The organism is Acinetobacter nosocomialis (genome assembly GCF_041021905.1).
Lineage (GTDB): Bacteria > Pseudomonadota > Gammaproteobacteria > Pseudomonadales > Moraxellaceae > Acinetobacter > Acinetobacter nosocomialis.
Genome location: NZ_CP157432.1, coordinates 1268637 through 1293073 on the forward strand (window position 1 = coordinate 1268637; position 24437 = coordinate 1293073).

21 protein-coding genes and 1 pseudogene are annotated in these 24437 nt (G+C 40.5%); 6 read left to right on the forward strand and 16 right to left on the reverse strand.

Annotated elements, in window-relative coordinates:
• Positions 1 to 167 precede the first annotated feature (167 nt).
• A complete protein-coding gene (locus ABLC00_RS05940) occupies positions 168 to 779 on the forward strand; it encodes a glutathione binding-like protein (protein ID WP_016805635.1) in 612 nt (203 codons plus the stop codon).
• 61 nt (positions 780 to 840) lie between these two features.
• Here ABLC00_RS05940 and ABLC00_RS05945 read toward each other — a convergent pair whose 3' ends face one another.
• Both ABLC00_RS05945 and ahpF read right to left on the reverse strand, forming a co-directional pair.
• A complete protein-coding gene (locus ABLC00_RS05945; RefSeq protein ID WP_002156827.1) occupies positions 841 to 1185 on the reverse strand; it encodes a hypothetical protein in 345 nt (114 codons plus the stop codon).
• A 172-nt stretch (positions 1186 to 1357) separates the two neighbouring features.
• Complete coding sequence (gene ahpF / locus ABLC00_RS05950) at positions 1358 to 2923, reverse strand: alkyl hydroperoxide reductase subunit F (protein ID WP_032032086.1); 1566 nt, start codon at positions 2921 to 2923, stop codon at positions 1358 to 1360.
• 259 nt (positions 2924 to 3182) lie between these two features.
• Between ahpF and ABLC00_RS05955 the strand changes: the two genes are divergently transcribed.
• Positions 3183 to 3401 (forward strand): DUF1653 domain-containing protein, encoded by a 219-nt coding sequence (locus ABLC00_RS05955; RefSeq protein ID WP_004888012.1) that lies wholly within the window; start codon positions 3183 to 3185, stop codon positions 3399 to 3401.
• A gap of 36 nt (positions 3402 to 3437) precedes the next feature.
• Positions 3438 to 4025: an O-methyltransferase gene (locus ABLC00_RS05960; RefSeq protein WP_004888011.1), complete on the forward strand. Its 588-nt coding sequence runs from the start codon at positions 3438 to 3440 to the stop codon at positions 4023 to 4025.
• Positions 4026 to 4088: 63 nt separating this feature from the next.
• Here ABLC00_RS05960 and ABLC00_RS05965 read toward each other — a convergent pair whose 3' ends face one another.
• Both ABLC00_RS05965 and ahpC read right to left on the reverse strand, forming a co-directional pair.
• A complete protein-coding gene (locus tag ABLC00_RS05965) occupies positions 4089 to 4304 on the reverse strand; it encodes a KTSC domain-containing protein (protein ID WP_002049514.1) in 216 nt (71 codons plus the stop codon).
• A gap of 192 nt (positions 4305 to 4496) precedes the next feature.
• Positions 4497 to 5060 (reverse strand): alkyl hydroperoxide reductase subunit C, encoded by a 564-nt coding sequence (gene ahpC, locus ABLC00_RS05970; RefSeq protein WP_002049519.1) that lies wholly within the window; start codon positions 5058 to 5060, stop codon positions 4497 to 4499.
• A 352-nt stretch (positions 5061 to 5412) separates the two neighbouring features.
• On the opposite strand from ahpC, the gene hrpA reads away from it, so the two are divergent.
• On the forward strand, positions 5413 to 9270 hold the full coding sequence (hrpA, locus tag ABLC00_RS05975; protein ID WP_004888010.1) for an ATP-dependent RNA helicase HrpA: 3858 nt from the start codon (positions 5413 to 5415) through the stop codon (positions 9268 to 9270).
• Between the two features lie 95 nt (positions 9271 to 9365).
• A complete protein-coding gene (locus ABLC00_RS05980) occupies positions 9366 to 10472 on the forward strand; it encodes a beta-ketoacyl-ACP synthase III (protein ID WP_004888009.1) in 1107 nt (368 codons plus the stop codon).
• 100 nt (positions 10473 to 10572) lie between these two features.
• Here ABLC00_RS05980 and ABLC00_RS05985 read toward each other — a convergent pair whose 3' ends face one another.
• The 7 genes and pseudogenes from ABLC00_RS05985 to benA form a co-directional block, all read right to left on the reverse strand.
• The gene (locus tag ABLC00_RS05985) at positions 10573 to 11835 is read right to left on the reverse strand and encodes an OprD family outer membrane porin (protein WP_004888008.1); all 1263 of its coding nucleotides are present in this window, start codon (positions 11833 to 11835) and stop codon (positions 10573 to 10575) included.
• 44 nt (positions 11836 to 11879) lie between these two features.
• The gene (locus ABLC00_RS05990; RefSeq protein ID WP_004888007.1) at positions 11880 to 13238 is read right to left on the reverse strand and encodes an aromatic acid/H+ symport family MFS transporter; all 1359 of its coding nucleotides are present in this window, start codon (positions 13236 to 13238) and stop codon (positions 11880 to 11882) included.
• A 466-nt stretch (positions 13239 to 13704) separates the two neighbouring features.
• Complete coding sequence (benE, locus tag ABLC00_RS05995; protein WP_004709804.1) at positions 13705 to 14898, reverse strand: benzoate/H(+) symporter BenE; 1194 nt, start codon at positions 14896 to 14898, stop codon at positions 13705 to 13707.
• Positions 14899 to 14955: 57 nt separating this feature from the next.
• Positions 14956 to 15741, reverse strand: a complete 786-nt coding sequence (locus ABLC00_RS06000; RefSeq protein WP_004888006.1) for a 1,6-dihydroxycyclohexa-2,4-diene-1-carboxylate dehydrogenase — start codon at positions 15739 to 15741, stop codon at positions 14956 to 14958.
• Positions 15742 to 15759: 18 nt separating this feature from the next.
• On the reverse strand, positions 15760 to 16776 hold the full coding sequence (benC, locus tag ABLC00_RS06005; protein ID WP_004888004.1) for a benzoate 1,2-dioxygenase electron transfer component BenC: 1017 nt from the start codon (positions 16774 to 16776) through the stop codon (positions 15760 to 15762).
• A gap of 10 nt (positions 16777 to 16786) precedes the next feature.
• A pseudogene (gene benB, locus ABLC00_RS06010) lies at positions 16787 to 17348 on the reverse strand (benzoate 1,2-dioxygenase small subunit).
• Positions 17345 to 18727, reverse strand: a complete 1383-nt coding sequence (gene benA, locus ABLC00_RS06015) for a benzoate 1,2-dioxygenase large subunit (protein WP_033854418.1) — start codon at positions 18725 to 18727, stop codon at positions 17345 to 17347. The pseudogene benB and the gene benA overlap by 4 nt, the downstream one beginning before the upstream one ends.
• A gap of 287 nt (positions 18728 to 19014) precedes the next feature.
• Here benA and ABLC00_RS06020 point away from each other — a divergent pair, with 287 nt between their 5' ends.
• Positions 19015 to 19974 (forward strand): LysR family transcriptional regulator, encoded by a 960-nt coding sequence (locus tag ABLC00_RS06020; protein ID WP_000423280.1) that lies wholly within the window; start codon positions 19015 to 19017, stop codon positions 19972 to 19974.
• 49 nt (positions 19975 to 20023) lie between these two features.
• On the opposite strand, the gene ABLC00_RS06025 is transcribed toward ABLC00_RS06020, so the two are convergent.
• From ABLC00_RS06025 to ABLC00_RS06045, 5 genes are all read right to left on the reverse strand, one after another.
• Complete coding sequence (locus ABLC00_RS06025) at positions 20024 to 20905, reverse strand: transporter (RefSeq protein ID WP_033846184.1); 882 nt, start codon at positions 20903 to 20905, stop codon at positions 20024 to 20026.
• A gap of 185 nt (positions 20906 to 21090) precedes the next feature.
• Positions 21091 to 22152: an NADH:ubiquinone reductase (Na(+)-transporting) subunit F gene (locus tag ABLC00_RS06030; RefSeq protein ID WP_017393686.1), complete on the reverse strand. Its 1062-nt coding sequence runs from the start codon at positions 22150 to 22152 to the stop codon at positions 21091 to 21093.
• Positions 22153 to 22166: 14 nt separating this feature from the next.
• Complete coding sequence (locus ABLC00_RS06035) at positions 22167 to 22529, reverse strand: phenol hydroxylase subunit P4 (protein ID WP_033846183.1); 363 nt, start codon at positions 22527 to 22529, stop codon at positions 22167 to 22169.
• Positions 22530 to 22588: 59 nt separating this feature from the next.
• Positions 22589 to 24115, reverse strand: a complete 1527-nt coding sequence (locus ABLC00_RS06040) for an aromatic/alkene/methane monooxygenase hydroxylase/oxygenase subunit alpha (protein ID WP_000211828.1) — start codon at positions 24113 to 24115, stop codon at positions 22589 to 22591.
• A 45-nt stretch (positions 24116 to 24160) separates the two neighbouring features.
• Complete coding sequence (locus tag ABLC00_RS06045; protein WP_044423667.1) at positions 24161 to 24427, reverse strand: MmoB/DmpM family protein; 267 nt, start codon at positions 24425 to 24427, stop codon at positions 24161 to 24163.
• Positions 24428 to 24437: the final 10 nt, after the last annotated feature.

Genomic DNA, 24437 nt, shown 5'->3' on the forward strand with positions numbered 1-24437 from the left:
AAACAATCGTCACGCAAGACAACTTGCAAGGACAAACTTTTTCAAGAATATTAGATAGTGTAAGTAATTTATAAATTTACGCTTTTTTACAATTAAGGAATTGTACAAACCTTGCAGGTTTTTTAGAAGCAATTTAAAACGTTAATGTAAGATAAGAAGGATCAGATATGAAATTATATTATTCGCCAGGCGCATGTTCTTTAGCTGCACATATTATTTTAAATGAAATTAATGTTGATTTTGATTTAGAACGAGTAAATTTAAAAACACATAAAACAGAAAAAGGTGCAGATTATTACGAAATTAATCCAAAGGGCTATGTACCAGCTTTAGAAATTAACCCAGGTTTGATTTTGACGGAAAACGTGGCGATTTTACCGTTTCTTGCTCAGCATGATCCTAAACAAGATTTGATTCCTCCTTCAGGCTTAGGCCGTGCGAAAGTGTTGGAATGGTTGGGCTATTTAAATTCTGAACTGCATGATGCATACGCAGTATTTTTTGGGGCGCCATTAACAAACGATGAAAAAACCAAAGCTTATGCTGAAATCGACCGTCTTTTAAAATATATCGATAATTATTTGGCTGAGTCAGATTATGACTATTTAGTAAATGATAATTTTGGTCCAGCAGATGCATACTTATTTGTGTTAACAAATTGGTCAAATTCAATTGAGCATGATCTAACGCCATATAAAAATATTATTGCACTACGTAATAAAGTTGCAGAACGTCAATCTGTACAAATCGCGATGCGTGATGAAGGTTTAATTTCATAAGCTTTTAGATGCATTAAAAAAGCCCCTAATCAATAGGGGCTTTTTTAATATTGAATATAACTTAGTGTTGAGCTTTTTCTTTTACATCAGCAGCTGCATGTTCAACAGCTTGAGCTGTATCAGCAGTTGCTTTACGCGCAGTCGCTTCAGTTTGTGCAGCAGCATTTGCAGTAGTATCGGCAGCATGGTCAGCAGCAGCATCAATCTTAGCTGTAGCGTTGTCTGTAGCAGTTGCAATATCGCTCGCAGCTTTGTCACCAGCAGATTTAATATCTGCTGTTGCTTGTTTAGCAGCATTTTCTAAATGTTCACCTGTAGTCGCACCAGTTTCTGGAGCTTTCTCTTTATTACAACCAACAAGGGCAACAGTCGCAGCAAGACCTAAAGCAACAAGTAATTTATTCATTGTGTTTTTCCTTCTAATTCATGGCATCCAAAATTATGGATGTCTAAAATATAAACATAAAGTAACTGATTAATAAAGATCAAAAATTGTTAAAAAGTTGTAACTTCAACATTAAAAAAGCCTAGCATTTTGCAATGCTAGGCTTTCGCTCGATAACAGGATTTAACCAGTTTTATTGCCCAGAACGGATGATGTAATCAAACGCAGAGAGTGATGCTTTAGCGCCTTCACCTGTAGCAATAATGATTTGTTTGTAAGGTACAGTGGTACAGTCACCTGCAGCGAATACACCTTTTACATTGGTTTCATTGCGGTCATTGACAATAATCTCGCCACGATTAGTTAACTCAACTTCACTTTCTTTCAAGAAGTCAGTGTTTGGAAGTAAACCAATCTGTACAAAGATCCCTGCAAGCTCGACCACATGCTCTTCATCAGTCGCACGGTCTTTATATTTAAGACCGGTTACTTGTGAACCGTCACCCAATACTTCTGTACTTAACGCATTCATAATTACTGTGGTGTTTGGCAAGCTGTTTAACTTGTTTTGCAACACTTGGTCTGCACGAAGTTTAGTGTCAAACTCAACCAGAGTTACATGCTCAACAATACCTGCAAGGTCAATTGCCGCTTCCACACCTGAGTTACCACCACCAATCACGGCAACACGTTTACCTTTGAACAGTGGACCATCACAGTGCGGGCAGTACGCTACACCACGGGTACGGTATTCAGCTTCACCCGGTACATTCATTTCTCTCCAACGTGCACCTGTTGAAAGGATCACAGTTTTCGATTCAAGTTTTGCACCGTTTTCAAGTTCAACTTCAACCAGACCATTTGCTGTTTGGTTGGCACCCGTGATTTTGCTGACACGTTGCAGGTTCATGATATCAACATCATATTCACGAACGTGTGCTTCCATCTCGGCTGCAAACTTAGGACCTTGAGTCTTTTGCACAGAAGTGAAGTTTTCAATGTCCATGGTATCCATGACCTGACCACCAAAGCGTTCAGCTACAATACCGGTGTTAATACCTTTACGTGCTGCATAGATTGCTGCTGTTGCACCCGCAGGTCCACCACCAATCACCAATACATCAAATGCATCTTTGGCATTGAGTGCTGCTGCATCTTTTTCAGCCGAGTTGGTATCAAGTTTTGCCACAATCTCTTCAAGCGTCATACGACCTTGACCAATGTGTTCGTTGTCCTGAAATACCATCGGCACAGCCATGATTTTGCGTTGTTCCACTTCGTCTTGGAAGAAAGCACCATCAATCATGGTTGCTGTAGTGTTCGGGTTATAAATGGCAATCAGGTTAAGCGCCTGTACCACGTCCGGACAGTTATGACAGCTTAATGATACGAATACATCAAAGTTAGCTTTTAGGTTTAAGCCTTTAATTTGATTTAAAACTTCATCCGACACTTTAGGTGCATAGCCAGACACTTGTAACAGAGCCAAGATCAAAGACGTAAACTCATGTCCCATTGGTAAGCCTGCAAAGAACACACGCGGTTGTTCACCTGCTTTAGCCACACCAAAGCTTGGACGACGTGTATTGTTACCGTCAAAACGGGCTGTTACTTTTTCAGAAAGCTCAGCGATTTCAGTTACTAATTCTTTAATTTGGGCAGCTTTATCTGATTCATCCAAAGCAGCAACTAATTCGATTGGACTTTCTAAACGTTCTAGGTAAGCTTTTAATTGAGTTTTAATGTTTTGATCTAACATCTGTTTTTACTCCAATGCATCCAAATTCTTTCAATAGATGCATAGTACGTGAAAACAATGAATAGGTAAAACAGTATGTTTTTATGTATTTGATCGGTTTTTTGAATGTTTGTTTGATTTAGGCATGAGTTGAAAATATTAAAAAGAGAATCCCAATCTCATTTTTACTTTTGCGGTATTTTAAAGTGAAAGTGTTTGAAAATTTATATATGTTATATGGCTGTAAAGATTTTATGTCATAACATTAAAAGGTAGTTTCATGTCATTGCAACGCGGTATTTATCAGCATTATAAAGGTAATCTCTATCAGGTTTTTTCTGTAGCAAAACACAGTGAAACTGAAGAGGAATTGGTCATTTATCAATGTTTATATGGTGATTATTCAACTTGGGTTCGACCACTTGATATGTTTACTGAAACCGTCCAAATGAGTGATGGTAGTGTCGTACCGCGTTTTAAATTAATCCAAAGTACTTAACTAAAACAGCTGTCATATAAAGAAGGAGTAAAATAGATGCCAAATACTATTTTCTTACAAAGAGTTGCTGATTTATATGACACCTTTAAACAGCATGACTCACAGCAGCCTGATCGTTTACAGCGATATCGCAATATTGAAGTAGAGTCTGCAAAATTACTCTCACAATTTATTCGTATGCAGCAAGCCAAAACTATTTTAGAAATTGGCACTTCGACAGGTTATTCAACTTTATGGTTAGCTGAAGCTGCACAGGCAACGGAAGGGCAGGTGACCACAGTTGAAATCGATGAAAAACGAAGTGCAGAGGCAAAACGCCATGTAGCTGAGTTAGAGCTCAGTGAAATTGTTCAATTTTGGGTAGGAGATGCAGCCGATTACTTAAAAGAGGCAAAAGAAACATTCGATTTTATTTTGTTAGATGCTGAACGTGATGTATATGAAAGTTATTGGCCAGATTTAAAACGATTAATTAAGGCTAAAGGTGGTGTTTTAGTGGTTGATAATGTGATATCTCATGCAGCAGAAGTAAATCCTTTTTTATCTTTGATTAAAAAGGATGCAGATTTTATGAGTAGTATTTTGCCTGTAGGTGCAGGTTTATGTTTAGTGGTCACAAAATAGTTTTACTGAAATAATTTCATATTCCAGTCGCGGCCTGTTTTGAGCAGGTCTTTTTTATAGTTGTTATGAGGCAATCACCAAAGAAAGTCGAGTAAAGTGCAAATTAAATTCTAAATATTTATGTACAAAAGCAGCTTTGTCTGTTGAACGTAATAAGTTGTCATAAACAAACTCAGGGACAGGATGATATAGATCTCCAGAACCGTCGCTATAAAAGATTTTTAAATGACGCGATGTAGCATTATATTTCCATGAAGTGACGACCGCTGTATTCACCATAAATGCACCCCTTTATTTCATATCAAACTTACTCAAAAATTAACCAGTTGTTTATTTGACATTACTCAATGTTTAAGTAACGGGGAAGGGCAGAATTGTAAAAGTATCAGTAGAAAATGTGATGTGCTTATTCAAAACAAAAGAACCATCCGATAAAGGATGGTTCTTCGAGTTTTTAAAATCTAAGAGAGATTAGATTTTACCAACTAGGTCGATAGATGGAGCAAGAGTAGCTTCACCTTCTTTCCATTTAGCTGGGCAAACTTCACCTGGGTGAGAGTGTACGTATTGAGCAGCTTTTACTTTGCGAAGAAGTTCAGATGCGTCACGACCGATACCGCCGGCGTTGATTTCAACGATTTGGATTTTACCTTCTGGATCGATAACGAAAGTACCACGGTCAGCTAAACCTTCAGACTCAATTAAAACGTCGAAGTTTTTAGAAAGAGTCCAAGTTGGATCGCCAACTAATGGGTATTGAATTTTCTTGATCGCGTCTGAAGTGTCGTGCCAAGCTTTGTGAGTGAAGTGAGTGTCAGTAGAAACACCGTAGATTTCCACGCCTAATTTTTGGAATTCAGCATAGTTGTCAGCTAAGTCTTCAAGCTCAGTAGGACAAACGAAAGTAAAGTCAGCTGGATAGAAGAATACAACAGACCATTTACCTTTAAGGTTAGTTTCGTTAACTTCAACAAATTGGCCGTTGTGGTAAGCAGTTGCTTGGAATGGTTTAACTTCAGTATTAATCAAGCTCATCATTGTCTCCATGATTGAGGTTTATATTTAAACTTGTTTACGAGATGTAGAATAAATAAAAATTCTTTATTGGGGAAATAGTATTTTTACATGACTAAAATCGGAAAATTGAATAATTGGAAAATTTCCGATTTTTAAGTCCCCAAATACTGTATTCGATTTGACTGCAAAAACATGTAAATCAAATGACAGTTATAGTAAAAGAAACTTGCCTAACAACATGAAGTCTATCTAGATAAAATTCAAGGGTAAAATTTTAAAAAATTAAAAATATATAAAAAACCAACTGTTTTACCTGAGGGGCATTAAAGCGTAAAATAGAGGATTGTTGAATTTTCAGGAAAATTTATCTGTGCTGAATGGTTTAAATATAGATCAATGGGTGATGGCGAGAGATCGTTACCGTTTAAATCGTTTGCGTAAAGATAAAAAAGCCGATACTTCAGAGATTGAAAAATTATTTGAACAGTCTAATGCAAAAGTTAGACAGCGTTTTGAACGTCTCCCTAAAATTAAACTGAATCAGGATTTACCTGTTTCGCAATATGCTGACCGTTTAATTGAAGCGATTCAAAAGCATCAAGTTATTATTGTGGCAGGTGAAACAGGCTCGGGTAAAACTACTCAGCTTCCTCAAATTGCCATGTTAGCGGGTCGTGGCTTAACGGGCATGATTGGTCATACGCAGCCACGTCGTTTAGCTGCACGTAGTGTTTCTCAGCGTATTGCAGAAGAAGTCGGCGAAAAGCTTGGCGAGTCAATTGGTTTTAAAATCCGTTTCAATGAACAAGGTTCACAAGATTCGATTGTAAGGTTAATGACTGACGGTATTTTACTTGCCGAGTTAGGCAATGACCGTTTTCTGTCCAAATATGACACCATCATTATTGATGAAGCGCACGAGCGCTCACTCAATATTGATTTTATTATGGGCTATTTAAAGCAATTGTTGCCAAAACGCCCAGATTTAAAAGTCATCGTGACCTCGGCAACTTTAGATGTAAATCGTTTTAGTAATTACTTTAATGATGCGCCTATTTTTGAGGTAGAAGGTCGTAGCTATCCGGTCGAAGTACGTTATCGCCCAATTTCAGAGATGAATATTGGCGGTAGTGATGATGACGAGTTCGACGATTTTGAAGAAAACCTTCCGCGTGCCGTCGTACAAGCTGTAGAAGAATGCTTTGCCGATGCAGAAGAAAAAGGCCATCCAGAACATGCAGATATTCTGATTTTCTCAAGTACTGAACAAGAAATTCGAGAATTACAGGAAACTTTGCAAAAATATGGGCCAAGGCATACCGAAATTTTACCTTTGTATGCACGCTTAGCCGTTTCCGAGCAACAAAAGATTTTTAGCCCAAGTGGAAAGGGCCGCCGTATTATTATTGCCACGAACGTTGCAGAAACTGCGCTGACTGTTCCAAATATTCGTTATGTAATTGATAGCGGTTTTGCACGTATATCTCGTTATAACTACCGCTCACGTGTGCAACGCTTACCAATTGAGGCAATTTCGCAGGCTGCGGCCAATCAACGTAAAGGGCGTTGTGGTCGTATTGCTCCGGGTGTGTGTATTCGTTTATATAGCGAAGAAGATTTTTTAAGCCGTCCCGAATTTACCGAACCTGAAATTAAGCGAACCAATTTGGCATCGGTAATTCTGCAAATGCAGAGCTTAGGCTTAGGTGAGCTAGAAAACTTCGATTTCATTGAGCCGCCAGATTTCCGTCTAGTTAATGATGGTCGTAAGCTACTCATTGAATTAGGTGCGCTAAACGAGAAGAAAAACGAACTGACTAAAGTCGGTCAAATGATGGCCCGTATGCCGATTGACCCTCGACTCGCGCGTATGATTGTGGGCGGTGCTCATTTTGGTGTGCTCAAGGAAATTTTGGTGGTGGTGAGTGCACTTGCAGTGCAAGACCCACGTGAGCGCCCAGCTGATAAACAGATGCAGGCTGACCAAAAGCATGCCTTATTTAAAGAGGCAGATTCAGATTTTCTGTTTTATTTAAAACTTTGGGATACTTTAAATCCTAAAGGTGAAGTAGGAATGTCGGAAAACAAGCGTCGTCAATTTGCTAAGCAGCATTTCTTAAGCTGGTTACGGTTACGTGAATGGAAACAGACGCACCAGCAGTTAGTTGAGCTGGCTGAAGGTTTAAAACTTAGTTTTAATGAAAAACCTGCAAATTATGAAAACTTGCATCGTGCGTTGCTGACTGGTTTATTATCGTTCATTGCCAATAAAACTGATGAACGTAATACCTTTATGGCAGTGCGTCAGCAAAAGGCTAAAGTTTTCCCTGCGAGTACGTTGCATAAAACCAATACTGCGTGGGTGATGGCTTTTGAGATGGTGGAAACATCTCAAGTTTATTTGCGTACATTAGCAAAAATTGATCCTGAATGGATTTTACTTGCTGCACGCGACTTATTGAAATATCACTATTTCGAGCCGCATTGGTCTAAAAAAGCCGGTATTGTAAATGCTTATGCACAAATCTCATTGTTTGGTTTAATTATTGAACCGAAGCGTTTGGTTAATTTTGAGAAAGTTGACCAACCTGCTGCCCATGAGATTTTCTTACGTGATGCATTAACCACAGGAAATCTGGGGACAGTTCCACCATTTTTAAAACATAACTTGCTTAAACTTGAAGAAGTAGAGCGAGTTGAAGATAAATTGCGTCGCCGCGATTTAGTGGTCGATGAAGAAACGATTTATCAGTTCTATGCCTCTAAAATTCCTGAAGAAATTGCGAGTCGTCGTAGTTTTGAAGATTGGCGTGCAACTGTAGAAGCAAAAAATCCGCGTTATTTATATGTAGAAGATGATGCGCTTTGGCTCAATGATCGTCCGACCACGCAGCAATTCCCTGATCATTTACATAATGGTCAGTTACGTTTGGCAACGACATATCGATTTGACCCAAGTCATGATGAAGATGGAGCAACGGTTCAAATTCCGGTACAGGCATTGCCGCAAGTGGATGAAAACATCTGGTCTTGGGGTATTCCAGGCTGGCGTTTAGATTTAATTGAAGCGCTATTAAAAGCTCTACCAAAAGATAAACGTCGTAATATAGTGCCTATTCCTGACACAGCTCGTAAGCTAATGCAGGGCATAGATGCGGTACATTTGCGACAGCATATTTTTAGCTATCTTGCATTTGCTTTACGCGGTGAGCAAATTACCGATAAAGATTTTTCATTTGAACGAATAGATCCGTATTTGGTGCCTTTTATTAAGGTCATTGATGAAAAAGGTAAATTAATTGCCAAAGGCCGTGATTTAGCTGAGTTGAAAGCTCGCTGTCGTGTTGAAACTCATCGTCCAGTAAAACAGCAAAAAGGCGAGTTTAAAACTTTCCCTGAAAACTTTACCTTTGAAGCTTCACAAAAGGTGACAGGTGTTGTTGTTAAACAATATCAAGCTTTAGTACCGACCAAAACTTTTGCTGAACTTGAAGCGAAAGATGAGTCCGGTGTGGTTATACAAACCTTTAATGATCAGGCTGAAGCCATTAAGCAGCATCGTGAAGGGATTATCCGTCTGGTCCATATGCAACTAGGTGACTTGATTCGCCAGTTGAAAAAGCAGATTTCAAAACCGCTTGCTTTGGCATATTCACCTTTGGGTGATAAAGCTAAGCTTGAGCAGATGCTGGTCTATGCTACGTTGCAAATGGCAATTACAACTTTGCCAATTAATGCTGATGAATTTAATAAGCTGCTAGATCAGGTCAAAAAGCAATTTTTGAGTTATGGTCAGCAAGCACTTGAGCAATTAAGTGATATTTACATTCAATGGCAGCAAATTCGTCGTCAGCTTTTAGTACTTGATCCGGATGTGTTTGGACGCAGTATTGATGATATTGAAGATCAGTTAGATCTCATGTCACTTGGTAACTTTGTTTACTGCCAACCAGTCGATCTTTGGCAGGAATATCCGCGTTATTTAAAAGCGCTGCTATTGCGTTTAGATCGATTGCCAAATAATCTACAGCGAGATCATGCCGCTATTGATGATGTCGATCCATGGATGGACAAGGTATTTAAATTCAAAAACGATCCAAGAATCAAAGAATTGTATTTGATGTTGGAAGAATTTCGCATTTCTTTATTTTCTCAGCCGATGAAAACCAAGATGCCTATTTCACCAACTCGACTGCAAAAGTTATGGGATCGTTTGGGAATCAGTTAAGATAGATCGGGGTTTGTTTATGCGTTTGTTTAGCCTACAACGCAATTTATAAATGAAAGATTAACAGACCCTATTCATTTTTTTAGGAGTTTTACATGGGCATTCGTATCACAGGTACTGGGTTATTTCACCCAACAGAAATCATTTCTAATGAAGAACTGGCCGACAGTTTAAATGCTTATGTGGAACAATATAACCAAGAGAATGCAGAGGAAATTGCAGCAGGTGAACTCGAAGAATTACGTGGTTCTAGTGCTGAATTTATTGAAAAAGCTTCTGGTATTAAGCGCCGCTACGTTGTTGAGAAATCAGGTATCCTCGATCCAACGCGTTTACGTCCGCGTTTGTCTGAACGTTCAAATGACGAACTTTCACTTCAAGCTGAATGGGGTGTAATTGCTGCAAAACAGGCAATGGAAAATGCAGGGGTAACTGTTGAAGATATCGATGTTGTGATTTTGGCATGTTCAAATATGCAGCGCGCTTATCCGGCTGTAGCAATTGAAATCCAGTCGGCACTTGGTATTCAAGGTTATGCCTATGACATGAACGTGGCATGTTCAGCTGCTACTTTTGGTTTGAAACAAGCAGCAGATGCAATTCGTTCAGGCGCTCGCCGTGTTTTATTGGTGAATGTCGAGATTACATCTGGTCACCTAGACTACCGTAACCGTGATTGTCACTTCATTTTTGGTGATGTTGCGACCGCTTCTATTATTGAAGAAACCACTACTAAAACTGGTTTTGAAATTTTAGATATTCATTTATTTACTCAATTTTCAAACAACATTCGCAATAACTTCGGTTTCTTAAACCGTAGCGAAGATGCAGTGGTTGACGACAAGTTATTCCGTCAAGATGGCCGCAAAGTCTTTAAAGATGTTTGTCCGTTGGTGGCAAAAATCATTAATGCCCAGTTGGAAAAAATGCAGTTAACTGCAAACGATATTAAGCGTTTCTGGTTACACCAAGCTAATGCCAACATGAATGAATTAATCTTGAAATATGTGGCTGGTAAAGATGCAGATCTAAGCCGTGCACCAATTATTCTAGATGAGTTTGCCAATACCTCTTCAGCAGGTGTAATTATTGCTTTACACCGTACAGGCCACGAAGTAGATGATGGTGAGTATGGCGTGATTTCATCTTTCGGCGCTGGTTATTCAGTAGGCTCGATTGTTGTACAAAAGCACGTTGCTTAAGTTACTAGATTAATTAAAAAACGCTCGTAAGAGCGTTTTTTTATGGCTCAAAAATAATAAAGCGGACCAAAAGTGGCCCGCTTAAGTTAAATCAAAATGATTAAAACTTTTTAGTGTAGTTTACAAACAGACGATCTTCACCAAAGTCATTGCCATGTTTTACGTTGTAATCAATTCGAATGTATTGCAGGGCAAGACCTTTTAAGAAAGGCTGCTGAAATGCATAGTTTAAAATCACATTCGACTCGGTTTCGTGGTTTTTCTCGCCATTGGCTGCTTTAAAGTCATGGCCATAGACATATTTCACCATCGCGTTTAAGCCCGGCACGTAATCTTTAAAGTCGTAGCCGTACATAACGTGGTAAGACTTTTCTTCTTTTTTAAAGAATCCCGTGGCATTCCAGTTAATGAAATAAGTCTCTGGTAAAAAGCCATCCGGTAAGGGATAAGCCGACTCGCCGATAATTTGTTGGTACCCCAAACCAAAGGTATGATTTTTCACTTTAAGTGTCTCTAATACCCCAATGTTTTGCGCATCAATATCAAAAGCATTACCGTCATTTTTTGCATTGAAGTATTTAAACTTAGAGGTGAGGGCAAAATTAGGTTGTTTCCAATTATGCTCAAGTCCTACATAGTGTTTATTGTAGAGATCTTCCAAATTACCAAAGTAATATTCACCCTTGAGTGTCGGCGTAAATTGATAGCGCAGGTCAATGTAGTTCAGGCCATCAGATTCTTTGGTAATGCCATTTGAAGTGAACGAAAACTTTTTAAAATCCTCTTCATTTCGTGGCGACACTTTTTCAACCCGACCAATTTCAGCATAAAGCTGATCTGAAAGTTGTGACTTAAGATTGGTTCCCCAATAAGAGGCAAGTAATTGTCGGCTGGCATCGACAGCCGTTACAGGTAAATCCAACCAGAGTTCACCCACACTTAAAAGGGTTTTGTCATAGCCTAGTTTTAAGGTTGCACCGTATTTTAAAAAGTCGGATGCTTGTGATTGAGTTTCTTTATTAAAAGGCAAAACCGTGTCCGCAACGTGTTTGTCTGAACTTAAACGCACGGCATATTGAACAGAAGCATCAGCTCCAATGGTTATAGGCTTATCTGCTATGACTAGTGGAGTGTCATGCATTTTTGACTTATAAAATAATGACGCTGCTTGAGACCAGCTACCTGTGTCTTTGAGAGTGTCATTGTCAAAATTACGGTTGATATAGGCATTTTTTAGCGTGAACTTCCATTCATCTTCACTTTGTTGAGTGGTGTCTGCTGCCCATAAACTTGAGCTAGTCAATAAACCTAATAATGTGGCTATTGCTAAATTACATGGTTTAAAGCGGTGTAATAATTCCATAATCCATTTCCAAAAAGATGCGCCAATCCTCGGCGCATTTGTGTTTACTGCTGGGTAAGCGTGTTTTGAGGGTTAAAAGTTGATGGCGTTTGTGCGGTAACAGAGGCTTTTAGATTGACCATAAATATTGCAAGTGCAGCAATCACACCCGGAATTGCAATTGCTAAGAAATTCATTTGGTGAGGAAGCTCAAGTGTGAGTAGCGCTCCAGTTAAAACTGGTCCAATAATCGCACCGATACGGCCAATTCCAGAGGCCCAGCCCATGCCAGTTGAACGAAGTGCCGTCGGATAGAACTGGGCAACGAAAGTGTAGAGTAAGATTTGAGAACCAATTGTGGCAGCACCAGCAATCGCAATCAGGCTATATAAAATAAATTGTGGACTATTAATGCCAAGCAGAATTAAAGCTGCCGATCCCACAATAAACATAATGGTAATGACAGGTTTTAGATGGAATCTGTCCGCTAAAGCACCGCCACCAATTGCACCGACCATGCCGCCAATATTAAGTGCAAACAGGAATAACATGCTTGCACCTAACGAGTAGCCCGCTTGCAGCATGAGTTTAGGTAACCAGCTTCCTAAGGCATACACCATGAGTAAGCACATAAAGAAAGCAATCCAGAACATAAATGTGCTGAAGGTACGACCTTGTTGGAAAAGCGCACGGACAGGGGCATCGGTTGTGGTGCTTTCGTTTAACACCAGTTGTGTATTGGCGTTTACCTGCATTTCTGGCGCAATTTTACAAACAATACTTTTTGCCTGTTCGCTATGGTTCGATTTCACTAAAAAGGCGAGAGACTCTGGCAAAAATTTCCAGATTAACGGGAGTAGTAAAAGAGGAATACCCGCAATTAAAAACATGATTTGCCAGCCCATGTCTTTCACGAGCCATGCACCAAGTAGCGCTGATGTCATGCCGCCAATTGCGTAACCGCTAAACATGATTGCGACCAATGTACTGCGGATTTTTTTCGGTGCGTATTCGGTCATAAGTGCTACAACGTTTGGCATAACGCCACCAATTCCTAGACCTGCAATAAAGCGCAAAATGGCAAACTCAGTTGGTCCTTTGGCAAAGGCACCTATAAAGGTAAATCCGCTAAATAAGGTGACACAAATCAGGATGGTTTTTTTACGTCCAAGTTTGTCTGAAAGTGTGCCGAAAATCATGGCACCAAACATCATGCCGAATAGAGCGGCACTGGCGAGTAAACCAGCTTCAACAGCAGTTAACGACCATTGCTGCATTAATAGAGGAAGAGCAACCCCATAAATAACTAAATCATACCCATCAAAAATAATAATAAGTAAGCACCAGATTAAAACTTTCCAATGAAAAGGTGTAAAACGGGCTTTATCAATTAACTCATTAATATTAACCTTGCTCATATCCATTTTCTTCACCTCCAATTTGTGAAGCATCGCGTTATTTTTTAATAAACTATTTTGTTATTGGAATAGAGTCAAAAACCTAATTGATATATCTTTATGTCTTTAAGGTATTGTGTTTTTAATAAAGTAATATATTGAAATTTATAATTTATTTTAATAATTTTGGTTGTTGCTTCTTTTGTTTTTAAAATGGGGTCAAATATTATATTGTGAGAATTTTAAGGTTTTTATAGATATCTTTTTACAGATTTTATTGCTGAGAATCACAGCTAGAAATATAGCTAAATTTATATTAAGGGTTGAAGTGGAAATAAATAAAAATATTAAAGTCAATTATTTTAGAAACTCATCTTAAAAATGAAATTTAATTTATATTAAATGAAAATTGCCAAATCAGGAATAGCGGATTATTTGCATCCTGATGTGGCATTTGAAGCTTTATTTTAGTGCTGGGCGTTTAGATAAAAATTTAATTTGTGGCTGGATTTGAGCGTGGGGTAAGAATGAAATGGGCGATTACACCAATACAAATGCCCCAAAAAACTGAACTTAATCCAAGAAAATGCATACCTGATGCGGTAGCTAAAAAGGTAATAAGTGCAGCATCACGTTGACCATCATTTTTCATGGCAACAGAAATATTGGTGGCAATAGCACCTAACAAAGCTAAACCTGCCAGTGCTGCCACCAGCTCTTTAGGTAGTAAGCTAAAGAGCATGACAATACTGCCAGCAAATAAGCCTCCTAAAATATAAAAAATTCCGTTGGCAATCCCTGCGATATATCTTTTTTCTTTCAGTTCATGTGCATCTTTACCCATACATAAAGCAGCGGTAATTGAGGCAAGCACAATGGTAATACCACCGACACAGGCAACGGCTAACGAGGCAATACTGGTGGCCGTAATAATGGGTTTGGCTGGCGTGTCATAACCGCTGAGTTTCATAATCGCCATACCCGGTAAAAATTGGCCGGTTAGACTAACTAAAATAAGAGGAACGGCGAGATTGAGTGTTGAATTCCAAGTCCATTCTGGGCTAATCCACTGCGGGATTGCTAAATTAAAACTTACATCAACCGGATTCATCTTGCCTAAAATAAGGCTTAATAAAACTCCGGCAGCTAACACCCAAATCATGGTGTAGCGCGGCATTAAACGTTTGGCAATTAAAAAGACAATGAGCATGCTAAATACAATAAAAGGCATGCTATCAGATGCAGTAAATAGGTTAATACCGAACTGAAAAAGAATACCTGCCATCATGCCCGCAGCGACGTCTTGCGGAATCCATTTTAGTAATTTGTCGAAGTAACCTGTAATACCAATTAAAAAAATAACGATGGCAGAAGTAATATAGGCGGCTACTGCTTCATTCAAGGAGATATTGGGAAATAGGGTAACTAACAGGGCAGTGCCCGGTGCAGACCACGCGGTGATGACAGGAGTTTTATATTTAATCGAAAGATAAATACCTGAAACGGCAGCACCAATTGAAATTCCCCAAATCCATGACACCATCATATCGGTGGACACATGGGCACGCTGAGCAGCTTGGAAAAAAATAATCAGTGGGCCTGAGTAAGAAATTAAAACTGCAAGAAAGCCAGCAACTGTTGCTGATATGGACCAGTCATTTTTTAATGTCTTGAACAGGGTTGCCATGTGTGATTGCCTCCATGCAAATCATGTTATTTACCCAAACATATAAAAAGATCAAGATTAACCCTGATCTCCACCTCCGACCGGAATGACCGATCCCGTCATATACGATGCGTCGTCTGATGCAAGAAATAAAATTGCATTGACTTGTTCTTGAATTGTGCCATAACGGCCCATAAATGTTCGATCTTTTGTTTGATCAACTACTTGTTGCATCCAGTCTTTTTCATTTTGACTTAACGGGTTGGTATTACGTGGTACTTTGCGAGGCGGTGCTTCGGTTCCACCCGTCGCAACGGCATTGACTCGAATTCCGTCTTTGGCATGTTCAAAAGCAAGCGATGCTGTTAAAGCATTTACCCCACCTTTAGATGCCGAGTAGGGAATACGATTAATACCACGGGTTGCAATGGAAGATACATTTACAATAACACCCGCTTGTTGCTTAATCATGGTCGGTAACACAGCGCGGCAGCACCATAAAGTTGGAAACAATGAGCGATTCACTTCCTTAATGATTTCTTCTTCGGAAAACTCTTCAAAAGGTTTCATCCAGATCGCGCCACCTACATTATTAATCAGGACATCGACCCGACCATAGTGTTCAATGGCTTTTACAACTACCGCTTGCGCGCCTGCATAGGTTTCTAGGTCAGCATTAATCGTGACAGCATCGCCACCTGCACGCTGAATTTCTTTGAGAACGTCTTCAACATATTCAGAGCGGTCAGCCATGACGACTTGTCCACCTTCAGCTGCAACTTGTAGTGCCACACCACGACCAATGCCTTGGGCACTACCCGTAACAATCACGACCTTATCGATAAATCTTTGACGGTTTGACATAGATAATTTCTCCACCTGTTAATTCGCAGAGAATTTTTCAAACAAGAAATTTGCTGGTTTGATATTTTCAGTTTCTAACCAACCACGTACAGCCTCTACCATCGGTACCGGGCCACATAGATAAACATCGACGTCGCCACCGTTTAACCATTCACTTTCAATATGACCAGTGACATAGCCTTTACGTTCATGGTTGCTCTCAGGGCTTGCGACCACAGTGCGGTATTCAAACCACGGGAACTTTTCCTGCAACTCGTTGAGCTTTTCTAAAGCAACCAAATCAAAGTCATTGGTTACGCCAAAAACCAAGCGAACAGGCTGTTCTGAACCTTTCTCTTCGAGTACTTGTAACATTGACATAAATGGGGCAATGCCAGTACCACCTGCCAGCATAAGCACTGGACGCACTACATTACGCAAATAGAAGCTGCCGAATGGTCCGGTAAAAGTCATTTTGTCGCCAGTTTTGGCATTCTTACTTAAGAATTCGCTCATTTTGCCATTTGGTACATTACGTACCACAAAGCCCGTTAAGCGATTGCCCGGTTTTGAGCTAAATGAATATGAACGGGTTTCGCCAGTTTCTGGAATGGCAACATTCACATACTGACCTGCAAGGAAATGAATATCCGGTTGGCCTTCATTAAGCTGAATATCAAATGTGATGGTTGAGTCTGATAAGTTTTCAACGCGGGCTAAAGTACCTTGGAAGCTATGAATTTCTGTTTTGCAAACATCTGACGACGCTTGAATCTGGAATACGGCGTCTGAAGTTGGTCGACATTGGCAAGCAAGAATATAGCCTTGTTCAGCTTCTTCCGGGGTTAATGCATCTTCAATATAGCTTTCTTCTGGCATGTCATAACTACCGGACTCGCAAAATGCGCGGCAAGTTCCACATGCACCATCACGACAATCCAAAGGAATATTAATTTTTTGGCGATAGGCTGCGTCAGATAGGGTTTCGCCTTGAGCTACGTTAATGAAACGTGTAACACCATCTTCAAATTGAAGTGCAACATTGTGGTTTGACATGGCATGTATCCTACAAAATATTTGAAACTTTTACCCTCAGCCAACAGTCCGGATAACTGAGGGGGTATGTCTTAAAGGTGGTAAATATCAATCACTTGATTGATATAGTCGTTTTTCAAAACGACATACTTGCTCAAGATTTTTGGTTGATCACCTGAAAAATCGATCACATAACGTGACATACCGAAATAGCTGTAATTTGTCTTGTAACGGAAACTCAAGGTATTCCAGTTAAAGCGAACAGTAACTTTGTCGCCGTCGCGATCGAGAACTTCAACGTTGGCAATATTGTGGCTTGTACGTGTGTCCGGCATGGTTGCGGATGAGCGCTCGGTTTTAATACGGAACACTCGATCTTCTAAACCTTGACGGTCTGGATAATAAATAAGTGAAATTTCAGATTGCGGATCTTCAGTTAATCTATCGTCGTCGTCCCAAGCTGGCATCCAGAAAGAAGCTTCTGGCGCATAGCATTCAAGCCAGTCATCCCATTGTTCATCATCTAAAAAGCGTGCTTCACGATAAAGAAACTGAGCAATATTTTCTAAAGTTGCTTTGTCTTGAGTACTCATGCTGTTTCTCCCTGATCAGCAATTTCTTTCTCTGATGCAATCGCATGTTTCATGGTTTTTAACCAATATTGATGCTGGGCCAGATACAGGCCTTCATCTTCAGTTTTAATCCCACTTAACATGGGTTTTAAACCGATTTCGTTTGCTGCATCGTCCGGTCCATAAATCCAATGTTTTGAACCACGGCACATGTCATTCCATTCAAGTGCAACCCCTGCATAGCCTGCCTGACAAGCACGGAACTCTTCTAAATCGTCTGGTGTTGCCATACCTGAGGCATTAAAGAAATCTTCATATTGGCGGATACGGCGTGCACGAGCTTCAGGTGCTTCACCTTTAGGCGCGATACAGTAAATGGTGACTTCGGTTCGATTAACCGAAAGTGGGCGAAGTACACGAATTTGCGAACCGAATTGATCCATCAAATAAACATTTGGATACAGACAAAGATTACGTGAACGCTCAATCATCCATTTCGACATCGCTTCACCGTATTTTTCGGTATATTCATCTGCTTTTGGGAAGTTAGGACGGTCTTCTGGGTTTGCCCATTGTGTCCAAAGCAACATGTGGCCATTTTCAAAGCCATAAGAGCCACCGCCTTGTTTACCCCAAGAACCTGCACTCATTGCGCGAATGTTATCGGCAGCTTGAGTTTCTTTACGGTGTTGAGTCGTTGCTGCATAGTTCCAGTGAACAGCAGAAACATGGTAACCATCGGCACCATTTTCAGCGGTGAGTTTCCAGTTGCCTTCGTAGGTATAGGTAGATGAACCACGTAAAACTTCCAAACCATGTTCAGACTGGTCAACAATCATATCGATGATTTTGGTGGTTTCACCCAAGAAATCTTCAAGTGAAGGAACATCGGGATTTAAGCTACCAAATAAGAAGCCTTTGTAGCTCTCAAAACGAGCTACTTTTTTAAGGTCGTGTGAGCCGTCTTGGTTAAAGCAGTCAGAGTAACCTGCGTCAGTTGGGTCTTTTACTTTGAGTAATTTACCTGAGTTATTAAAAGTCCAGCCGTGGAAAGGGCAAGTATATGTTGCTTTGTTACCACGCTTGTAACGGCAAAGTTGTGCTCCGCGGTGTGAACATGCATTGATCATGGCATTAAGTTCGCCGTTACGGTTCCGGGCAATGATAATCGGCTGACGACCAATATAAGTCGTATAGTAGTCATTATTATTTGGAATTTGGCTCTCGTGTGCCAAGTAAACCCAGTTACCTTCGAAGATGTATTTCATTTCGAGGTCAAATAAGGCTTCATCAGTAAAAACTGAGCGGTGAAGTTTAAATTCACCTGTATCGATATTGTCTACAAGTAATTCATCAATACGGTCAAGATGGCTGGTATTGATTACAGGAATACGTGGCATGTCCGTTCTCCGACTTTCCAAAGGGTGGAAGTCATCAAGACCTTCGCTACGATTTAAAAGGTCTTGATATCCTAATATGTCAATGAAGCGCATAAACGCGTCGGGTGTTTAACCGCGAATGGATAAAGATAGATAGATCGAATGTTGGCCAGTATGATTTCAATCGGTGCTATACAAGTGATCTATAACTTCATCGGGTTATTGCTTGTATATACCTTAAAAGAATGGTTAAACTGTGTCTAAGACTGAATTTGCATTTTAATATATCTTAAAGGTATGGAAACCTGATGGAACTAAGACATTTACGGTATTTTGTGGCTGTTGTAGAAGAACAGAGCTTCACCAAGGCAGCCGAAAAACTATTTATTGCTCAACCGCCTTTGAGCCGGCAAATCCAAAATTTGGAAAGCGAGCTTGGCATTCAACTGTTTGAGCGAGGAAGCCGGCCTTTACAAACCACACCAGCAGGGCATTTCTTTTATCAGCACGCTGTTAAACTTTTGTCGAATGCTGAAGAAATAAAAAGTATGACCAAGCGTATTGGTCTCATCGAAAGAAGCATGACCATTGGTTTTGTCGGGTCTTTACTCTATGGTTTACTGCCGCGAATCATTTATTTATTTCGTCAGCAGCAACCCCATCTGAATATTCAGCTCATGGAATTAAGTACAACCGAACAGTTACAGGCATTAAAAGAAGGCCGTATTGATGTTGGGTTTGGGCGTTTAAGAATTAGTGATCCCGCCGTGAGGCGTATCCTTTTACGTAAAGAGAGATTAGTCGTTGCCGCGCATACCAGCCATCCAATTGCACAGCGCACAGAAGGGGTATATCTGGCCGATTTGATTGATGAAAAGATGTTTATGTATCCCACCTCGCCAAAACCGAACTTCTCAACCCAGCTTTTGAATATTTTTGCCGAACATAGTTTGGTTCCCAAAAATATGCATGAGATACGAGAAATTCAATTGGCTTTGGGCTTAGTCGCAGCGGGAGAAGGGATCTGTATTATTCCGGCAAGTGCCGATACCATTCGATTTCCCCACTTAAACTATATTCCGATTTTAGATAACGGCGCCGTCAGTCCAATTTTTATTACTGCACGGGCAATGGACAGAAGTGAAGACTTACAATCATTGTTCGATTGTATTTATCAGGTTTATGACTTAGAAGGGATACCTTATCAACGGACTGTTTTTACACTCGATCAGAACCCGATAGATGATTCAAACGGTATCGATTTTTAAATAAAGAGAATGCATAGCCTCAAAAGCTGAAGCTATGCGTTGATGTGTTTTAGAAAGCCCAAATCAATTTTAGCCAGCTGGTATGGCCTTCGGGACGATATTCGACTTCGGTTTCTTTTAAAAATTTGGCTTCGATAGACCAGTTTTTATCGGCATATTGAATGCCTGGACCAATTGCAAAAGCTTGTCCTTTAAACCCAATGTCACTTCCGTTTACTTTGTCATCTGTAGTTTGTTTAAAAGCATAGCCTTCAACTGCAACTTTGAGTTTGGGGTTAATGCAATAACCTAAGCTATAGTCACCCGCAATGTATTGTCCAGACTTATAGTCGGTCGCGTCGTTACGCGTATTCCAGCTATAAGACAGTTTAGTAGAAAGATCTAAGCCTGCTGCGTTGGCATAACTATAGGCAAGAATTGGTCGAATGGTGTGATAGTTTTTCCCGAGATTGGCTTCAACTGGATGTGTCGTACTTGGAGTGTCATATTCACCTGTCCCCAGTACGGTTTCTAAAGCTGCAATCCAGTGATGATTTCCTTGATGCCAGCCGAGCATACCACCCAAAATCAAGTCTCCGAGTCCTTGGTTTGAGTCAGCCATTCCATTTACTTTGAGTCTTAGATCCACCAATGGCTGAGCTGCATAAAACCCGAGTTGTCCATCCATAATTTTTTGATCGGTCATCCAGACCAAACGAGGAACCACGGCGTTGACATCAACATGGAACTGATCGGGACCATTTTGAAACTCTGATGCGTGATAATTTTGATAATAACTAAGTAAGTAGACCCCAGCAGGTGGTAGGGCACCCGCCATCATACCTTCGGCACCTAAAGCAAAAGAGTCCGAGCCGTTTTCTATTGCAAATGCAGAAGGAAGGTAAAGGGTGCTGATTACACCACATATGATTGCAGCAATTTTGTTATTCATAGAATGTCCTATTCTGTGTTGTTTGGCTTGTCACTAAAAAAACGTTATTCCTTAACGGTCTTTAAAAGTTTGAGTCTGTTTAAGCTAAAAATTTTGGATGCAGAACTCCTGTGAGCTTTGTATTGGCTTTCTAAATTGCAAATACAAAGCTCATTTGAAAAAGTGGTGTGCTTAACGGTTTATCTTTAAATATGTTTGAATAAAGCTGAACGTGACTGTCCAGCAGCACCATCGGCTGCACTTAAGAAGCGTTCAGTGTGAATGTCTCGTTCGAATAAGCGGCTTTGCATGAGTGTTGAAATTGCCGAGTCGATCATGATGGGTGGGCCGCACAAATACGCTTTGTGCCCGCCACATCGATTTTCAAAGTAATCGGCAACAGCCTCATGCACGAATCCGGTAAATCCAGTCCATTGGTCTTCTGGTTTTGGTGCATTCAGGGCAGGGATATAGCGGAAGTTCGGATAGTCTTTCACAAGTTGTTCAAACAATTCTCGGTTGTATAGCTCTGCTAAGTCTCGTGCTCCTTGGAAGAGGTAAATCGTGCGACTATCTCCAGACTCAAGTAAATCTAAAATCATTGATTGTGGACTTGAAAGACCTGAACCACCTGCAATGAAAATGGTATTTTGATCATCTGACTTACGTACAAAAAATTGACCATAAGGGCCTGAAATATCAAGCTGATCGCCTGTGGCAAGTTGTTCATGTACATAAGTCGTCGCTGCACCACCTTCAACTTTACGAATATGCAGCTCAACGATGCCCACTTCACTTGGTGAATTGGCAATTGAAAACGCTCGAGTTCCTTCAATATCTGGGAACTGGACATTGATATATTGGCCAGCTTGGAATTCGATTGGACGATCTAGTTGTAGACGAATCCCCTTAATGGTTGGCGATAAGTCTTTTATTTCAATGACAGTTGCTTGATAGTCTTGAACCAAATGACCTAAGAAATCTGGGTCTTCATCGACATCGGCCTCAATAACCATGTCAGACTGTGGTTTGCAGCAGCAGGCAAGCACCTTATTTTCATCGCGTTCAATATCCATGAGCGCAAATGGTGAAGCTTCACCAACATCGTAAAAACCGTCGGTGACTTGAACCTTGCATGTCCCGCAAGTACCGTGACCACAAGCAAAGGGTAACCAAACGCCTTGACGTAAAGCGGCGTCTAAAATGGTCTGGTCTTCTTCTACTTCAATCGTTGTTCCGATCGGTTCAATGGTGACTTGATAACTCATGACATACCTCCGAATTAAACGTAGCTGTCGTTATAGCCATTTAACTCTGGCGTAACGAAACGAAGTAATGACTTATGCCCAAAACCAAGCTCTACCAAAGTTTTTGTACTCTCAGGACTAATTGTTTGACCATCTAAGGTGTATTGCACTTTTGACCAATCAATTTTGGAAAAATCTGGATGTTGAGCAAAACCACCTGTAATTTGTTGCTCAATCAACTGTCCAAAAGTTTGTTGAGGCGAGGCAAGCATGGCATGTGCCGAGCAAAAAAGTGTGTGATGATCCCAACCCACGTAAAGTAAGAATTGATCGCCATAATTTTTTTGCAGATCCAGTGGTTCAAATTGATAGTTGTTATGTATCGCGCGAACAGTCATGTTCAATCTCCTTATTTCCTATCAGGCAGCTTGATGACTGCCTGAACAATTCCTTGTGCTTAAGCTGCGTTGCCTTTCCATTTTTTCCAGCGCTGTTGGTCTGGTGAACCTTCAATATCCAGATTGTCGGCACCCACATTCATGCGGTAATAATCACGGAGCATAGTTTCGAGGTCACCGCCACCACAGTTACCTTGCAATATTTGATTTACAGGTAGCCATGCTTGTATATATTTTTCAGGCTCGCGTTCGAAAATGTCATGACAGCCATCTGAACAGGTGTGGTAGCGTTCGCCTTGGTAAATGCTATGGCGATAACTAAATTGAGTCGGGTCATCGCCCATTTCGGTAAAGGTCATTGGAATCTGACAAACCTGACAAAGCTGTGGTAAACCTGCGCTGTAGAAGCGTTTACCTTCGGCTTCCATTTTGCGAGCCAACTCCCATTTTGGACGGTAGTATTTATCGAAAGTGTCTGGATATTTAGCCGATAACCAATCCATTTCTTCGTCGGTTGGAATCCAAGTGTGGAAACCAGCAGCATGACCAAAGTTATAGAAAATCCACCATGCCTGATGTGAGACATGCTCTTTTTCTTTCACAATGACATCGCTATATTTCGGCATGCGAATGCCATAACGGCTTAAATCTTTAAATAGCGCACCGCCTGCCTGTTCAAAATAAACTTCCCAAGCTTCTTTCCAAGACATCACTTTGTTTGGCAGCATGTAATCCATCATCATGCCCACAATTGAAAGCAAACGCGTTCCACGCCAGAACCATTTATCAATCCATTCCTGCACAATCGGCACGTTGTCCTCATGCTGTTCGAGCAAGAATTTCACAATTTCAAGACCAAGCGTCATGTGGCGAGCTTCATCTGACTGCGCACTAAAGCCAAAGGTTACAGTTGCCATATCGCCGTTATAAGCTGCACCTGACATAAACGGCACAAACAGTAAGTTGGTAAGTACATATTCAAAAGCAAAACTAATCGCTAATAAAAACTCGAAAGGTCCGGCAGAACGGGCATCTTCAAAAAATGATTTAGGCACAGACAAATACCAAACGCGGTCATGCATATGTGCCCAGTCCTGAAAACCATCAAAGAACTTGTTGTAATGGCTCATGGCATGAATTTGAGTCTGTACATGACGCAGCTCATCAATTGATTGCATCTGAGAAGCAATACGTGCTCCAATACCACTAAACTGGCGACCTACATGGGCATAGCCTTGATAGGCCTGATATTCAAGTGGGGTCACCGCTGTTAAAAAGAGTTTGATCGCATTTAAGTAACGTTCATTGCTGACATTCATCTGACCATTGTTTTGAGCAAAGGCATCAAAAATGGCATAAAGTTTTTTCTCTTTTTCTGCCTGATATTTCCAGTAAGCATCCATGGTTAAACGGAATGGATCTTCCCATTTAGACCAGTCCGTAATTTTGATGCCTTCAAATTCTTCATAAGGAAAGGCGTCTTTACGGTCAGCATAGGAAAAGTCCCAGTCCAGATCACGGGTTAATGCGCGGTAACGATCTTTAGCATTTAACTTTTTGCTGGTTTCTTTCGTTTGAGTTGTCATGATTGATCATCCTTAAATCTTTGTTAAACAACATCTATGTTGTGATTAATTCCAGTGAAGCCGGAAAGTATTGTCATCTTCTTCGACGTTGCCACCCAGCGTAATCATGTTGAGTTGTAACGATTGGATGTCCCAATCTTGGCCTAGTTTTTCAGAAACGGTTTCGGCTTTAATGACCAAATCAGTTTCACTTTCAATTCGGATCATGGCGGGTAAATACTGAATTGAAGCTTCAGGGTTATCTTCTTCAATCGCTTCGAGGATGTAGCGTGAAGTATCGTTGTCTTGTAATGCGAGATAGACTTTAGACATGTTGCTTCTC

Coding starts and splice junctions, on each gene's coding strand:
- ahpC (WP_002049519.1), bottom strand. CDS start 5,060: ATGAGCTTGATTAATACTGAAGTTAAACCATTCCAAGCAACTGCTTAC.
- ABLC00_RS05985 (WP_004888008.1), bottom strand. CDS start 11,835: ATGGAATTATTACACCGCTTTAAACCATGTAATTTAGCAATAGCCACA.
- ABLC00_RS06025 (WP_033846184.1), bottom strand. CDS start 20,905: ATGAATAACAAAATTGCTGCAATCATATGTGGTGTAATCAGCACCCTT.
- benA (WP_033854418.1), bottom strand. CDS start 18,727: ATGCCACGTATTCCTGTAATCAATACCAGCCATCTTGACCGTATTGAT.
- ABLC00_RS06000 (WP_004888006.1), bottom strand. CDS start 15,741: ATGTCAAACCGTCAAAGATTTATCGATAAGGTCGTGATTGTTACGGGT.
- ABLC00_RS05945 (WP_002156827.1), bottom strand. CDS start 1,185: ATGAATAAATTACTTGTTGCTTTAGGTCTTGCTGCGACTGTTGCCCTT.
- ABLC00_RS06035 (WP_033846183.1), bottom strand. CDS start 22,529: ATGACTGTTCGCGCGATACATAACAACTATCAATTTGAACCACTGGAT.
- ABLC00_RS06040 (WP_000211828.1), bottom strand. CDS start 24,115: ATGACAACTCAAACGAAAGAAACCAGCAAAAAGTTAAATGCTAAAGAT.
- ABLC00_RS05990 (WP_004888007.1), bottom strand. CDS start 13,238: ATGGATATGAGCAAGGTTAATATTAATGAGTTAATTGATAAAGCCCGT.
- ABLC00_RS05955 (WP_004888012.1), top strand. CDS start 3,183: ATGTCATTGCAACGCGGTATTTATCAGCATTATAAAGGTAATCTCTAT.
- ABLC00_RS06020 (WP_000423280.1), top strand. CDS start 19,015: ATGGAACTAAGACATTTACGGTATTTTGTGGCTGTTGTAGAAGAACAG.
- benE (WP_004709804.1), bottom strand. CDS start 14,898: ATGGCAACCCTGTTCAAGACATTAAAAAATGACTGGTCCATATCAGCA.
- ABLC00_RS06030 (WP_017393686.1), bottom strand. CDS start 22,152: ATGAGTTATCAAGTCACCATTGAACCGATCGGAACAACGATTGAAGTA.
- ABLC00_RS05940 (WP_016805635.1), top strand. CDS start 168: ATGAAATTATATTATTCGCCAGGCGCATGTTCTTTAGCTGCACATATT.
- ABLC00_RS05960 (WP_004888011.1), top strand. CDS start 3,438: ATGCCAAATACTATTTTCTTACAAAGAGTTGCTGATTTATATGACACC.
- ahpF (WP_032032086.1), bottom strand. CDS start 2,923: ATGTTAGATCAAAACATTAAAACTCAATTAAAAGCTTACCTAGAACGT.
- ABLC00_RS06045 (WP_044423667.1), bottom strand. CDS start 24,427: ATGTCTAAAGTCTATCTCGCATTACAAGACAACGATACTTCACGCTAC.
- ABLC00_RS05980 (WP_004888009.1), top strand. CDS start 9,366: ATGGGCATTCGTATCACAGGTACTGGGTTATTTCACCCAACAGAAATC.
- ABLC00_RS05965 (WP_002049514.1), bottom strand. CDS start 4,304: ATGGTGAATACAGCGGTCGTCACTTCATGGAAATATAATGCTACATCG.
- benC (WP_004888004.1), bottom strand. CDS start 16,776: ATGTCAAACCACAATGTTGCACTTCAATTTGAAGATGGTGTTACACGT.